General features: G+C 61.8%; 9 protein-coding genes and 1 pseudogene. 8 read left to right on the top strand and 2 right to left on the bottom strand.

Features of this window, described 5'->3' with window-relative positions:
- Nucleotides 1–123 precede the first annotated feature (123 nt).
- Nucleotides 124–1,122 carry a FecR family protein gene (locus LQ215_RS08045; RefSeq protein WP_230148657.1) on the top strand — a complete coding sequence of 333 codons (999 nt, stop codon included), beginning with the start codon at nt 124–126 and terminating at the stop codon, nt 1,120–1,122.
- A gap of 75 nt (nt 1,123–1,197) precedes the next feature.
- Here the strand turns inward: LQ215_RS08045 and pvdQ are convergent.
- Nucleotides 1,198–3,546: pseudogene (gene pvdQ, locus LQ215_RS08040) on the bottom strand (bifunctional acylase PvdQ).
- A 297-nt stretch (nt 3,547–3,843) separates the two neighbouring features.
- Here pvdQ and LQ215_RS08035 point away from each other — a divergent pair.
- Nucleotides 3,844–4,224 (top strand): fe2+ zn2+ uptake regulation protein, encoded by a 381-nt coding sequence (locus tag LQ215_RS08035; protein ID WP_230148655.1) that lies wholly within the window; start codon nt 3,844–3,846, stop codon nt 4,222–4,224.
- A gap of 9 nt (nt 4,225–4,233) precedes the next feature.
- Here LQ215_RS08035 and LQ215_RS08030 read toward each other — a convergent pair whose 3' ends face one another.
- A complete protein-coding gene (locus LQ215_RS08030; protein ID WP_230148653.1) occupies nt 4,234–4,422 on the bottom strand; it encodes a hypothetical protein in 189 nt (62 codons plus the stop codon).
- Nucleotides 4,423–4,754: 332 nt separating this feature from the next.
- Between LQ215_RS08030 and LQ215_RS08025 the strand changes: the two genes are divergently transcribed.
- The 6 genes from LQ215_RS08025 to LQ215_RS08000 all read left to right on the top strand — a co-directional run bounded on the left by LQ215_RS08025 (nt 4,755) and on the right by LQ215_RS08000 (nt 13,916).
- On the top strand, nt 4,755–5,990 hold the full coding sequence (locus LQ215_RS08025) for an MFS transporter (RefSeq protein ID WP_230148652.1): 1,236 nt from the start codon (nt 4,755–4,757) through the stop codon (nt 5,988–5,990).
- A 33-nt stretch (nt 5,991–6,023) separates the two neighbouring features.
- A complete protein-coding gene (locus tag LQ215_RS08020) occupies nt 6,024–7,151 on the top strand; it encodes an acyl-protein synthase (protein ID WP_230148650.1) in 1,128 nt (375 codons plus the stop codon).
- Between the two features lies 1 nt (nt 7,152).
- The gene (locus LQ215_RS08015) at nt 7,153–9,588 is read left to right on the top strand and encodes an acyl-CoA reductase (protein ID WP_230148648.1); all 2,436 of its coding nucleotides are present in this window, start codon (nt 7,153–7,155) and stop codon (nt 9,586–9,588) included.
- Nucleotides 9,589–9,605: 17 nt separating this feature from the next.
- Nucleotides 9,606–10,880 carry a phenylacetate--CoA ligase family protein gene (locus LQ215_RS08010; protein ID WP_230148646.1) on the top strand — a complete coding sequence of 425 codons (1,275 nt, stop codon included), beginning with the start codon at nt 9,606–9,608 and terminating at the stop codon, nt 10,878–10,880.
- Entirely contained in the window at nt 10,877–11,821 is a 945-nt protein-coding gene (locus LQ215_RS08005) for a GNAT family N-acetyltransferase (protein WP_230148644.1), read from the top strand. Before LQ215_RS08010 ends, LQ215_RS08005 begins: the two co-directional genes overlap by 4 nt.
- A 100-nt stretch (nt 11,822–11,921) precedes the next feature.
- Nucleotides 11,922–13,916 carry a methyl-accepting chemotaxis protein gene (locus LQ215_RS08000; RefSeq protein WP_230148642.1) on the top strand — a complete coding sequence of 665 codons (1,995 nt, stop codon included), beginning with the start codon at nt 11,922–11,924 and terminating at the stop codon, nt 13,914–13,916.
- The last annotated feature ends 323 nt before the right edge of the window (nt 13,917–14,239 follow it).

The following is a 14,239-nucleotide window of genomic DNA, read 5'->3' as shown; positions in this document are numbered from 1 at the left end:
ATGCGACGGTTGGCTACGACGAATGTTTGAGTGAAAAACAGGTTCATTGATGCGTAAACGCCATGACGGCCGTTCTCGGCGGCTCATGCCGGAGGTTAGAATGCGGCAAACCAGGAAGAGTCAATGACCCAACATACCCTCTCGGAAGCCGAATACGACGCCATCACCGATGCCGCTGCCCATTGGTGCATGCGCTTGCATGCCGTCGATTGCACCGATGCCGAACGGCAGGCGTTCAAACAGTGGCACGATGCCGATCCCCTGCATGCGTTCGAATACGAAGCCATGCTGGAAATCTGGGCTGTTGCCGATCATCTGCCGCGCGTCGAGTCGGCACCGGCCGCCCCAGCGCCTCGCCACCGGTCGCGCTGGAGCCGGTTGGCGGTCGCCGCTGCGGTGCTCGCAGTGGGCCTGCCCATCGCTGCTTACACTGGCTGGAACCTGGGCTGGATTGCCAATTCCTACCAGCGCTTCGAAGCCGGCGCCAGCGTTCGCCATGTCATCCTGGGCGACGGTAGCCAGGTAGAGCTCAACCTGGGCAGTGAGCTGGTATTTGCCAACTACAAAAACGAACGCCGGGTAACACTGAAAAAAGGCGAGGCGTTTTTTGATGTCAGTCATGACAAACAGCACCCGTTTGTCGTTCGGGCCGGCCAAGGCCAGGTGCGCGTGACCGGCACACGCTTCAACGTTTGGATGTACCAGGACCATGTACGGGTTTCGCTACTGGAAGGTTCGGTGAGGGTGACCAGCAACCAGGCCCTCACCCGCGACGGCCTGCCGCTTTCCCCGGGCATGCAGGCCAGCTACAAGGCGGGCGACCCGCAACCGCAAGTACGTGAGACAGGCCCCAATGACAGTTCGCTGGCGTGGCGCAACGGCAAGCTGGTGCTGGATAACCTCGCCCTGAGCGATGCACTGCCTCTGATCAACCGCTACCTCGACCGGCCCGTCATGCTGGCCGATAACAGCACCGGCGGCCTGCGTATCGGTGGCGTCTACAACATCAGCGAAGTGCAGAACCTGGTGCTTTCGCTGCCCAAAGTCCTGCCGGTCTACCTGACACAGAACAAGGACGGCAACCCGGTCCTCAATTCCATCGGGCAGCGGCCGGTCCAATAACTGAAGGCTTCCCCTGTGGGAGCGAGCTTGCTCGCGATAGCGGTGGGCCAGCCTGCCTCCTTCTGAATGTGATGGTTATTGCGTCGCCACCCTGCCCGTTTCATCACGCTCGCGGATAATCAACGCCTGATAGTGCGGATCGGCCTTGATCTGCTGTTCAGTGAATGGCAGCACACTCCACTGCTTTTGCGAAAAGGCCTGGGTCTGGTCCGTCGAATAAGGCGATGCCGGGTCGCTGGAGAGGGAGAATGCCAACAATCCCTGGGCCTGCGGACCGTTGCCGTCAAACGTCACCACTTGCAGATAACTGGTCCCACTGACCACCTCCCGCTTGCCGTTCGCCCCCGGCACGCTCTGGATCGCGTTGTAGATGCACAGCTCCCCGGGACCGCCGTGAATCGGTGTCCGGCGGCTGCCGCTGCTGGCCACCTGGACGTCTTGCCATTGGCTGTCTTTCGACAACCCGGCGACCTTCACCGCCTCCACCGAAGCCAGCATGGCATCGCGCACGGCCTTGAGCACGGCCGGACGCTCGATCGCCAGGCCGCGCGGGGTGTGTTGCGGATCTTTGGGGTCGAAGGCGACGCGCCATGAATCAGGCACCGCCTGCAACCGGTCCATGATGTGCTGGAAATGCACGAACCCCAGGCCGCTATTCAGGCCGGCCTTGCGATCCCAGGCCTTGAGGCTGGCACAAGCCTGGCCCAATGCCGACGCATCGGCGCCCAGGTCACCGGCGCACACGCCGAGCAGGTCCGGCATCACCTGGTCAGCCAGGTAAACCTGGTCGTCCATGACCATGCGCTGCAAATCCTCGACCTTCACCGGCCCGTTCTTGGCCAACTGGCCCATTCGCTCCAGCGCAAAACGCGCCCGCAGTCCCAGGGGCTGGCCTTGCTGGCTGATCACCGGGGAGTAACCGGACAGCGGCTGTGCAGGGTTGACCATCCAGGCCGAATCGTTGGAGTTCTGCACGTAATCGCGGCGCAACAACTGCGGAAGCCTGTCGGCGGCATAGATGCCTTTTTGCATGGCTTTGGAATCGATGCCCCAGGCACACTCGCTGCGCGAGCCATCCAGCACGATCAGTCGTAACCCAACCCTGGGGTCGCTGCATCGGGCCAGTTTGTCGGCGTCGACGTTCGGCACCACCGACACGTTCATGTAGAGGCTTTGCCCATGGTCATCCACCGCCAGGGTATTGACCCAGGGAATACCCTGGATCTTATGGACGGCGTCCTGCAGATCCTTGAGCGTGACCGCCCTGTTCATGGCGTACCACTGGGCCAACACGCGATCGTTTTCCAGGTTCGCGTCCCGCAGGCTGTAGGCGAACCGGTTATCCCAGTCCAACCGGCCAGGCCATTGCACGATCGGGCCGAACCGCGAGCCATAGACCACTCGGGAAATCGTCTACACCTGGCCGTCAGGTTGCTTGACGTCCACCGCGACCGTCTGCTGGCTCATCGGCACAGACGTGCCGTCGAGCAGATAGCGGGTCGGGTCCTTCGGGTCGAGTTGCAGGCGGTACAGGGTGAAATGTTTTGAGCTGTCGACGGTGTGGGTCCAGGCCAGGTGCTGGCTGAAACCGATGTTGATCATCGGCAGGCCGGGCAGCGCCGCGCCCATGACGTCCAGCTTGCCGGGGATGGTCAGGTGCATCTGGTAGAAACGCATGCCGCCCAGCCACGGAAAATGCGGGTTCGCCAGCAACATCCCGCGGCCGTTGAACGAGCGCTCGCTGCCGATGGCCAGCGCATTGCTGCCGCGCTCCAGGGCAAAACGCTGCTGCCGGGTTGCGGCAGCCGCGAAACCGGCGGCCGGCGCACCCGCGAACGCGCTCGCCTTGGGCGGTTGCGCGCCGGCCAGGGCCTCGGCGAACTGGCCGACGCCGCCTTCCACCAACAGCCGGCGGGTCAACTTGACCAGGTCCAGCGCGGTGATCGGCCGCACCCACTCGCTGGCACATTGTTCGGGCAGGCCTTGGGCCTTGCGTTCGAACAGCGCACGGTTGTAACCCGCCACGTAGCCTTCGACCAGTTGCTGCACTTGGGGCGTCTGGGCCTGCCAGAAACCGGAAACCGCTTGCGGGGTGTTGAGCCAGTTGAAGAACAGATCGCTGACGCGGTTCTCCCGCCGTTCGACCGTGACCTGCGCCGGCCCGAAATAGCGCGAGCGCTGGGCGTTGACCGTGACGATCTCATTGGCCAGCAGGCACAGGTTGTCCTGGGCGTAGGCGTAGCCGATGCCATAACCCAGCCCGCGTTCATCCTGCGCGCGGATATGCGGTATGCCAAAACGGGTGCGACGGATCTCGGCACTGGCCTGCTGCCCCTCGTCTTGCGCATCGACCACGGGGCTGAGCCCGAGGGCTATCCCCAGAAAAGCGCCTGCGAGGCCCATCCTCGATAACTGCCCGGACATTCTCACGTTCACTCCTGATGAAAACTGCAGAAACCAGGACGGCTACCGGGTGCCACAGAAGACAAACAACCGGCCCGCCTGGGAAATTACATGCCGCCTGCTGGACCGGAATGTGCCTACCTTGAAAACGAACCGGATGAAAAAAAATTAATGACTGGCAGCCTTTTGAACGCGGGGGTTTGACGCAGCAAGGGCAATTTTTTCACATCATGGCCCTCATGATTGTGCGTCCTCGTTCGTCCTATTACAGGAGAGTATCCGTGACCTTTTCTGATCAGGCTGGTAAGGAGTTTTTGCATGCGTAACGCGCAACTGCCCATGGAGGGCAAGCCAAGGGCGACCGGCGTCTCGCTGAGCGCCCCCCACCGTGTATTCGACAGGCCGACAGAGCGCGGCGGCAATGAGCACATCAGGCGCTTGCTCAAGAGTTTCGGGCTCAGGACCAGCCTGATTCGCCTCAAAGTCATCGACGCGCTGCTCAAGGCCGCCCATGAAAACCGCAGCCTGGGCGTGCGCGGGGTGCACAGTCAGTTGTTGGGGCTGGACATTCCCTTGTCCTTTCTCAGCGTGCGCGAGGTGTTGAAGCGCCTGTGCAGCGAGGGGGTCGTGACCCTCAACCCGGATAAGAGCTACTGCCTGCACCCCCGTGCGATGGCCGTGCTCCAGGCCGAGGATTGAAGCCGGCGCTCAAGACTTGACCTTGCGCCGCATCACGCCATTGATCACCACTACGATGACCGCCACGGCGACGGCGATGTATTGAAACAGCTGCTCGCTGATCATGCCCTTGCCCTGCATCCACGACAGCCCCAGCATGATTGCCAGGACGACGAGGACGATCAGAATCGAGTATTTCAAACGTTGCGAATGAGTCATTTGCCAGCTTCCTGAAGTGATTCGTTCTGCATCCCGCGCGCTGCCTAGACATTGTTTCGCCGACGTCATTGCGCGATGCAAGCAAGGCCATATGTTACAGCCGTGGCATATTTCTGCGCGACTGTGCCTGTAGAGGATTGGTCATCTACGTCAACGGGCGTCAGATTATTTACCAACGAGCGATGGAATATTCTCTGAAGGATATTTCCCACGCGCACAGGTCCGCTTTCCACTACTCACTAAGGAAAAGGCGTCTTACGACCGTGGACGTCACCCACGTACTCTCGAAAAAGAAGTGATTTCTTCTTTTCGAAAGCCAACGTTGGGAACTCATGCAAAATCAGCCGCCCCTTTTTTCATCCATTCGCTTGGCAGGCTTCTGCCTGGCAATCGCCGCCTTTGAACTCCTTACCTACATGGCCAGCGACCTGGTCATGCCCGCCATGCTCATGGTGACGCGGGACCTGGACGCGTCCGCCGATCAAATTCCCTATGCATTCAACTTGTACCTGTTGGGCGGCATCCTGTTGCCATGGCTGATCGGTCCGCTGTCGGATCGCCATGGACGGCGCCCGTTCATGCTGGCTGGGTGTGCCGGATTCGTGCTGGCTTGCGCAGCGATCACCCAAGTCACCAGCATGCAAGGTTTCAATGGGCTGCGCTTGATCCAGGGGATGGGGTTGGGCTTCGTGATAGCCGTCAGCTATCCGGCCATTCAAGAGGTCTTTTGCGAGTCCACGGCGGTGAAAGTCATGGCGTTGTTGGGCAATCTCGCCCTTCTCTCGCCGCTATTGGGGCCCTTGGCGGGCGGGCTGTTGCTGCAATGGCTGTCCTGGCGCGAGCTGTTCATGTTGCTGGCCGGCCTCGGGATGTTGGGCTGGCTGGCCTTGTGGTGGTTCATGCCGGGAAATAGCGCCGCGGCTCGACTCGCCGATAACACTCCTCCCGCTCAACCACTGGACATGCGTTCGCTGGTCCGGCGCTACGGCGCGCTGCTGGGCCATGTGGGGTTCATGTCGGCCAGCGTCGCGCTGGGGTTGATGAGCCTGCCCCTGATCGCCTGGATCGGCCTGTCTCCACTGTTGTTGATCCAGGGCCAGGGCCTTTCTCCACTGCTCTACGGCATCTGGCAGATTCCGGTTTTCTCGGCGGTCATCCTCGGCAATCTGCTGCTCAACGCCCTGGTGGAACGTGTCGGCGTGCGTCGAGTGGTTGGCTACAGCCTGTTGCCGTTCTGTACGGGCCTGATCGCCTTGGTGGTCGCCAGTCAATTCGCCCTCTCTCTTCCCGTACTGGTCAGCGCCCTGTCGCTGTACGCGGTCGGGCTCGGCATGGGCAATGCCGCGTTGTACCGACTGGCCCTATTCGCCAGCGACGACAGCAAAGGATTGGTCTCGGCCATGGTCGGGATGATTTCCATTGCGGTGATGAGCGCGGTGGGCTCACTGCTGGCGCTGCTGGGTGCCGGGGCGAGCCTGGAATCCTTCGCGTTGATGGTCGGCATCGCCGGGCTGAGCTGCCTCGTTGCATTGCGCCTGTTTTCATCACAACCCGCCGCTCACGTCTGAATTTACCTTCCCTCCTTCCCTGAGGATTACCTGATGAGTCACTTTCCCCATGCCGATGCGCTATGCGCGTTGCCCCAGCCGTATGGCTGCGATTCGGTGCCGCCGGGGCTGTTCGATAAAGCCATGGCCGAAATCAGCCTGTTCCACTGTCAGCACACACCCGGCTATGAACATTGGCTCAACGCCAACGGGCTCTGTGTCAATGACCTGGAGCATTTGACTGACTGGTCGCGCCTGCCGCCCATTTACGCCAGCTATTTCAAGCAGCGATTAGTGCTTAGCTCCACCGCCGAAGACGCACTGGAGCTCACGTCCTCCGGCACCAGCGGCCAGAAAAGCCGCATGCGTTATGACGAGCGCAGCATCACCGCGGCCCAAGGCATGGTGGCGAGAATCTTCGAGCATTACGGCTGGTCTACGCCTGATACGCCGTGTAACTACCTGCTCTTGAGCCATGAACCCGAAGCAGCCAATCGGCTCGGCACGGCGTATACCGATCAGTTCCTGTGTCGCTTCGCACCGGCCAATCGCGTCGCCTATGCCTTGCGACGCACCGGTAAAGGCCATGAGTTCGATGTCTTCGGCGTGATCAGCGCCCTGCAATCCTTTGCCGAAGAGGGCCTGCCGGTGCGGATCTTCGGTTTCCCTGCCCTGTTGTGGCATGTCCTCGAACGCATGCGTGAAACCGCTGTACCGGACTTGGTGCTTGCCCCCGAATCGCTGGTCTTCCTGGGTGGGGGGTGGAAGAAACAGGCAGCCCAGGAAATCCCCCGCCATCAGGTCTATCAACGCATCACCCGGCAATTGGGCATCGACGCCGATCGGTGCCGCGACGGCTACGGCGCGGTCGAGCACGCTGTGCCTTACATCGAGTGCGATCATCATCGATTCCACGTACCGGTCTATTCGAAAATTTTCGTACGTCACCCCTCGGACTTCAGTGTCCAGCCGCTGGGCGAACCCGGTTTGCTGTCGTTCGTCGCCCCCTACATCTCGTCCAGTCCGGCACACGCCGTGGTGATGAGCGACCTGGCAACCCTGCATCCGGCCAACTGCGAATGCGGCCTGTCCACTCAATGGTTCGAACTGCACGGCCGGGCCGGCACCAGTGCCAGCCGAAGCTGCGCCATGGCCGCCGCTGAACTGATCAAGGAAAACTGATATGTACCTCATCAATGGTCAACTGAACGCCGAACTGGCGCTCGATGCAGCACTTGAACATCTGCAAGCACAGCTGCCCGCCCTCCTGGACCAGCCGCCCCGCAGCGAAGAGGTGTTCGATTGCGCAGAAGCGTTCGTGCAGAGGCTGCGCACGTCCGACCCGGTCCCGATGCTCGACGAGGAACAGCGCCAGGCCCTGATCGCCTTCTGTGACCGCACGCACCTGAGCCTCAAGCTGGAGCGCGAACTGGGCCTGACCCCGCGCTCGTTACGGCGGATCGATTACTGTGACGGGCCCTTCGAAAGCTGGCAGCCCCTGGGCCTGGTGGTGCATGTGACGCCGGGCAATTCACCCTTGCTGGGATTTTGCGCGGCAGTGGAAGGCCTGTTGGCGGGCAATGTGAACTGGCTACGACCCAGTACCCGTGACGGTGACTTCACGGCGCGGCTGCTCGCGGCATTCCTGGCGTGCGACCCGAGTGGCCGCCTGCGTGATTACCTGGCGGTATTGCCCGTGCCCGCCCAGGAAACCGGCCGCCTCTTCGCACTGGCACAAGGCGTCAGCGCTTGGGGCGGCGAGACGGCCCTGACAGCATTGCGCGAGCAGCTTCCCAGCGGCTGCCGCTGGATCGATTGGGGCCATCGGATCAGCTTCGCCTATATTTGCTCTCTCGCTGCCAGCGCGCAGGCGCTCGATAGCCTGGTGGATGAGATCTGCCGCCTCGATCAGCAAGCGTGCTCCAGCCCACAATGGCTGCTGGTCGACAGCGACGAGCCTGCCCGGATGCAAGCATTGGGCGACGCCCTGGCTGCCGCTTTCGAACGCCGGGCCGAGCACTGGCCCGCGCTGGAAACCACCGCCGCCGAAGCGTGTGAAATCACCACCCGAACGGCGCTGGCCCGCCTGGATTACAGCTTCGCGGGAAAAACCGGCCAGGTCTGGTCGGGTAACGGCTGGCGCATCCTCTGGGAGCATCACCACGCGCTGCAACCCTCGCCGCTGTTTCGAACGTTGCTCTTGCGACCAGTGCCTGAAGGAATGCTCGCTGAAACCTTACTGCCATGGCGCAATGTGCTGCAGAGCTGCGCCCTCATCTGCGAACCGGAACGAGCACCCGCTCTGGCACGCCGCCTGATAACCGCCGGCGTCACTCGCGTGACCTCCACCGCGCAGATCCAGCAAGGCTATGATGGTGAGCCCCACGATGGTGTTTATGCGTTGCAGCGATTGAGTCGCCGCGTATCGGTCGGCCTCGAAGCGCAAGTCGCCCATCATCGCGTCACACTGGATGCGTCCCCGGCCGCGTTATCGCTGTGCCCCTCGACACCGATCCTGGACAAGACCGCCTTCATGGCGCTGCCTCCAGCCCCTCAAGCACAGTTGTTCTTCCGCTCCGGCGGCAGCAGCGGCGCACCGGTGCTATCGCCCTACAGTCACCGGGATTTCTACCGCCACATGCGCGCTGCCGCCGACGGACTGCGCGCGGCGGGCCTGGACCCTGCGCAGGACCGGGTCATCAATCTTTTCTACGGCGGCAGCCTGTACGGCGGATTCCTCAGTTTCACGAAAATCCTCGAACAGATGAATGTCGTGCATTTCCCCATGAGCGCACCACCAGACGACAACTTCGACGAAATCGCCAAGCTGATTGTCGACCACCGGATCAACACGGTGGTCGGCATGCCGAGTACCTTGCATCGCCTGTTCTCCAGCCAGCAGCCGACGCTGCAGGGCTACGGTGGCGTGCGCAAAGTCATGTTGGGCGGCGAACACCTGGGGCAAGAAAGCCGACAGCTATTGCAGCAATGTGGCGTCACCTACATTTGCTCGGCTATCTACGGCACCGTCGACGCAGGGCCCCTCGGTCACGCCTGCATCGCCGGCGGCAACGGTGTGTTCCATCTCATGGACGATATCCAATCCTTGGAAATCGTCCGCCTGGAAGATGACGCGCCGGTCGGCCTCGGGGAAACCGGACGCCTGCTGTTCACTTCCCGCGAGCGCCAGGCGCGCGCCCTCCAGCGCTATGAAGTCGGCGACCTCGGACGTTGGCTATCGGGTTCATGCACGTGTGGCCTGGAGTCGCCGAGATTCGAACTGCGCGAGCGCCATGGCCGCCTGGTACGCATCGCCACGGAGTTCATCAACACCAAGGACCTGGTCGAGCGGGCGCAAGCGGCAATGCAGATCGTGCTCGACCATCAGAACGGCGGTTGTGAACGCTTGCTGATTCGCGTCGATAGCGAGACCGAAACGGTTCGTCGCCAGGTGCTGGATATCGCGCCGCTGCGCACGTCCGTCGCCGCTGGGTTGCTGGTCCTGGAAGTCCAGCGTTGTCCGGTAGAACGCTTCGAGCGCAATAAACACAGCGGCAAAGTCCCGCTGGTGATTGACCGCCGATTAGCTGGCGAGTTGATCTCGCCCGTTGTTTCTTGAACCTTGAGAGAATCCTGATGAGCGCTTCATTATCTTACGAACAATGGCTCAATCACATCCGCACGCATTCAGCGTTCTATAAGACGCAGCTAAGCCATTTGCCCGCCCAGGGATGCAAGTTCGAACGATTACCGGTTGTCGATGTAAATGAATACTGGAAAGACAGCCATGACCTGGATAATTGGCAGGTACTGACCGACAACGTCAGGGATGCACTGGTTTTCAAAACCGGCGGCACGACCAGCCAGGGCAAATTGTCTGTGTACACCCACGCCGAATGGCAACTGATGCTTGACTGCTTCGGCCGCAGCCTGTCAGCCCAACTGGTCGCGGGGGATCGTATCGCCAATCTGTTTTTTTCCGGAGACCTGTACGCAAGCTTCCTGTTTATTCACGGTGCTCTTTGCAGCGTGGATGTACCCATCACCGAGTTCCCCTTCACCGGCTCGGTGGAGCTCGACGTGTTGGCCGAGGCCATCGCCGCCCACCGCATCAACGTGCTGGTGGGCGTGCCTGCGCACCTGTTGGCCTTTGCCAGCCATGTCAATGGGCAGGAACGAGCGCTGCCACAGATCACCACCGTCCTGTTTGGCGGCGAGAACCTGTTCGAAAGCCAGATGCCGACCTTGAAGCGTGCGTTCCCCCACGCGCGCTTTGCATCGATCGGATACGCCAGCGTGGATGCCGGCCTGGTCGGCGCCAGCACACCCGATTGCGGCTTGGGCGAGCATCGTGTTTTTGACGAACAGACACGGGTCGAGATCATCGACGACCTGAGCGGTGAGGTCATCGATGCCTGCGGTCAGACCGGAAACCTGGTGGTGACCAACCTCACCCGGACCCTGATGCCGATCCTGAGATACCCAGTGGGAGATCGGGCCAGCTGGTGCGAACCTGCCGGCACGCCACAGCGCAAGTTCGTCCTGCAAGGGCGCAGCGCGCAGAGCCGTCGCGTTCGGGTTGGCGTGCTGTCGCTATTTCCGGAAGAAATCAACCACGTCGTCCGGCGCATGGGCGGCGATCTTCAATGGCAGCTGATTATCGAGCACGTCCAGGACAATGATCGCGTGTTGCTCAAGTGGCTACCCGATGCACCGGCGAACGCTGGTCAAACGCGCTCGCAAGCGTTGAAAGACGCCTTGATCGAGCAATATCCAGGCCTCGATCAAATCCGCGTGGACGTCCAGACCTGCAACGCACAGGATCTGGAACGCCATCCCCGTTCCGGCAAGCACCTGTCGATCATCGATCGTCGGGTCTACGGTATGCCGCCAGCAAGGAGCCTCCCATGAGCCACGTGGTCATCAGGCCGTTCAGCCCCACGGACAGCGCCGGCACCTGCGAGCTGTTCCGCCGAGTGTATGGCGATCATTACGTCTCGCCAGATGTCTACATGCCGCAGATGATCTGCCAGCACCATCTTCAGGGCCGCTGGCATTCGTTAGTCGCCGTGATCGGCGAGCGCGTGGTCGGTCATGCCGCACTGTGTCGCCTGCAGCCCACGACCCAGGACGCCGAGCTCGCGCTGATGGCGGTGGACCCCGATTTGCAGGGCGGGCAGATTGCCACGCGGCTGGGGCGGCAACTCCTGGACCGTTGCCAGGCGCTCGGGCTCGCCAGGTTATCGATCAAACAGGTCACCAGTCATCGTTACAGCCAGCGGCTGGCACAACGGCTCGGTTTTCATGACACCGGCTTGCTGCCCGATTTCGTGCCCTCTCCGTTCGCCACCGACCAGGCCGAAACCATCGTGATTGGCTGTCAGGTCAGCGGCGACAACGATCGACCGTTGCCGCATCTCCAATGGCCTGCGCAATACCAATGGCTGATGGGTCCCTTGGCATCGCAATTCGGCACCACCCTGGACGAGACTCCAACGGGGATACAGCCGTTGCGAGTCAGCCATTTGCCGGGACGAATCGACATCGTCGCCGAGCGCATGGATGCCTGTCTCGTCGGGCAGTTGCGACACCTGCCAGCCCATTGGCCGCTTTCGGTGCGACTCGGCCTCGGCCGGCACTTTTGCACTGACTACCGCCTGCTGATGGCCGCCGGCTTCTTCTTCACCGGAATAATCCCCAACGACGGCACGCACGGCTGGCAGGCGCTGTTTCACCGTATCGCACAGGTGCGCAGGCTCACGCTGCAGTCAGCGCCGATGCAACGGCTTCACGATGAATTGCAGGCGCACGCTCAAGCCTGGAAAAACACTCAGGCGAGCTCGGCCGCCTGACATCACGACCTGCACTCAAGCTCTTGGCAAGGACGCCGATACAATTTGGTACGCCCATCCCAACTTGTTTCTGCAAGACGCCTTCGTGCAAGGACTCCACATGCCTTCATTGCGCACCATCCAGGCCCGCTACACGCTCTTTTTGATTGTGTTCATGCTGGTATTGTCCATCCTGACCGTGCTGGGCATCAGCTACCTGGTCGCGCCCAAACTGCGCCACACCGAAGAGCAAGTGGCGTTGAACCGCATTGCCGAGGTCGCCGAACAGATCCAGGGCGAACTGAACAAGGTTCAAGCCCAGCAGCGCAGCATCACCCAGACCATCCCGCTGCTCGACAGCGATGCCATCGACAAGGTACTGCCCGGCCTGGTAGACCAGTACGGCGAACTGAAAGTCTTCGGCGGCGGAATCTGGCCGTTGCCCAATCAGCGGGCCGAGGGGCGCAACAAATTCAGCACGTTCTGGCACCGCGACGCGTCCGGCAAGCTGGCGGTCAATACCTTCTGGAACAGTGACGCCGCGCCCAACTATTACGAACAACCCTGGCACAAAGGCGGCATGGCCACCCCACCTGGCAAATGCGCCTGGGCCGCGGCCTATAAAGATGACGCCAGCGCCGAACCGCGCACCAACTGCGCCATGGCGATCCAGAAGAATGGCGTGCCTTATGGCGTCTCCACCATTGACGTGACCCTGGGCTTCTTCAACGACCTGATTGCACGCAAGGAAGCCGAACTGAGCGCCGAGATGCTGATCGTCGAAGGTGATGGCAAGATCATCAGCAACAGCTCGCGGATCAGCGGGCCGATCGTGCTGAAAAACATCAGCGAACTGGAGTCCACCTCGCCATTCGCCGCCCAGGTCAAGGCGGGCCTGGCCAAGCGCGACCAGCCCCTGCAACGGGTCGAGTTCGACAACAAGGGCGAGGCCAGCACGTTTTTCATGCGCCCTATCGAAGGCTCGCCATGGTTCCTGGCGACCGCATTGCCAACCCGCCTGATCACCGCCCAGCGCGACGATGTATTGAACACGCTGAGCCTGCTGCAGATCCCGATGGTGATCCTGCTGGTGTTGATGCAGCTTTACGCGATCCGTCAGTTGACCCATCGCATGAAGGTCCTCAAAGGCAACATCGACGCCTTGTCCACGGGCGATGCCGACCTGACCCGACGCATCACCATCCGGGCCGAGGACGAACTGGGGGCGATCGGTCATTCGGTCAACCGCTTCATCGCTTACCTGCAAAGCATGATCGGCGAAGTCACCCAGGCCACGGGCGCCATGGCGTCGAGCCTGGGCGATCTGCAGCGCACCTCGGCCCACACCAGCGAAATCCTGATGCGCCACGCCTCGGAAACCGACCAGACCGTGACCGCCATCACCCAGATGAGCTCCACGGCAGAAAGCGTCGCGCAAAACGCGGCCGAGACCGCGGCGTTCACCCAACGCGCCAACGAGCATGCCGACCGCTCCCGCGTGGTGGTCGGTGAAGCGTCCAACAGTGTGGTGGCGCTGATCGATGAAGTGGCCAGTGCCACCCGCAAGGTCGAGAGCATGCAACAGGATGCTCAGCGCATCACCGAGATCCTCGGCGTCATCGGCGCCATCGCCGGGCAGACCAACCTGCTGGCCCTCAACGCCGCCATTGAAGCCGCCCGGGCCGGTGAGCAAGGCCGTGGTTTTGCCGTGGTCGCCGACGAAGTACGCGCCCTCGCTGCCCGCACCCAGGCCAGCACGTCGGAAATCAACGAAATGCTGACCCGTCTGACCCAAGGCGTGAGCTCGTCGGTCGCGGCCATGGAAAACACCCAGGCCAGTTGCCAGTCAGCCGCCGATGCCACCTCTCGAGTCAACTCGGGCCTGGACGAAATGGCCGGCTCCGTCAGCCAGATCAACAGCCTGAGCACCCAGATCGCCACCGCCGCCGAGCAACAGAGTGCAGTGACCGAGGAAATCAATCGCAGCATGGTGCAAATCCGGCACATGGTGGAGGAACTGGTGGAAGGCGGTCTGGCCAGCGAGGCCAATACTCGGCAGCTGCTGGAAGCCAACACGCGGGTAAATGCGATCATGGGGCGGTTCAAGGTGCGCTGAGGCGTCCCCTGTTTTCCTGTGGGAGCTTGCTCGCGATGGCGGGTTGGTTGACCGGGTACATATCCATTGCTGCGGTAACGGCGGCTTAGGGTTCCGCCCTGACGGCGGGTCACTTTTGAAAATCCGGAAGCCGGCCCAGGCGAAAGTAACCAAAACGCTTCTGCCCCACCACTCGGCACCTCGCTTAGGCTCGGTGTGCCCTCACTCCGGCATTGCTCCGTGGGCCGCCGCGAAGGGCCATCCATGGCCCAGCGCGGCTAACCCGGCATCCATGCCGGGTTGCCCACTGCGCAATGCCTGCGTTCGGCCAGCGTGGTTAACGG

This window comes from Pseudomonas brassicacearum (assembly GCF_918698105.1).
In the GTDB taxonomy this organism is placed as follows: Bacteria; Pseudomonadota; Gammaproteobacteria; order Pseudomonadales; family Pseudomonadaceae; genus Aquipseudomonas; species Aquipseudomonas brassicacearum_F.
This window is presented reverse-complemented; position numbering and strand designations above follow the sequence as displayed.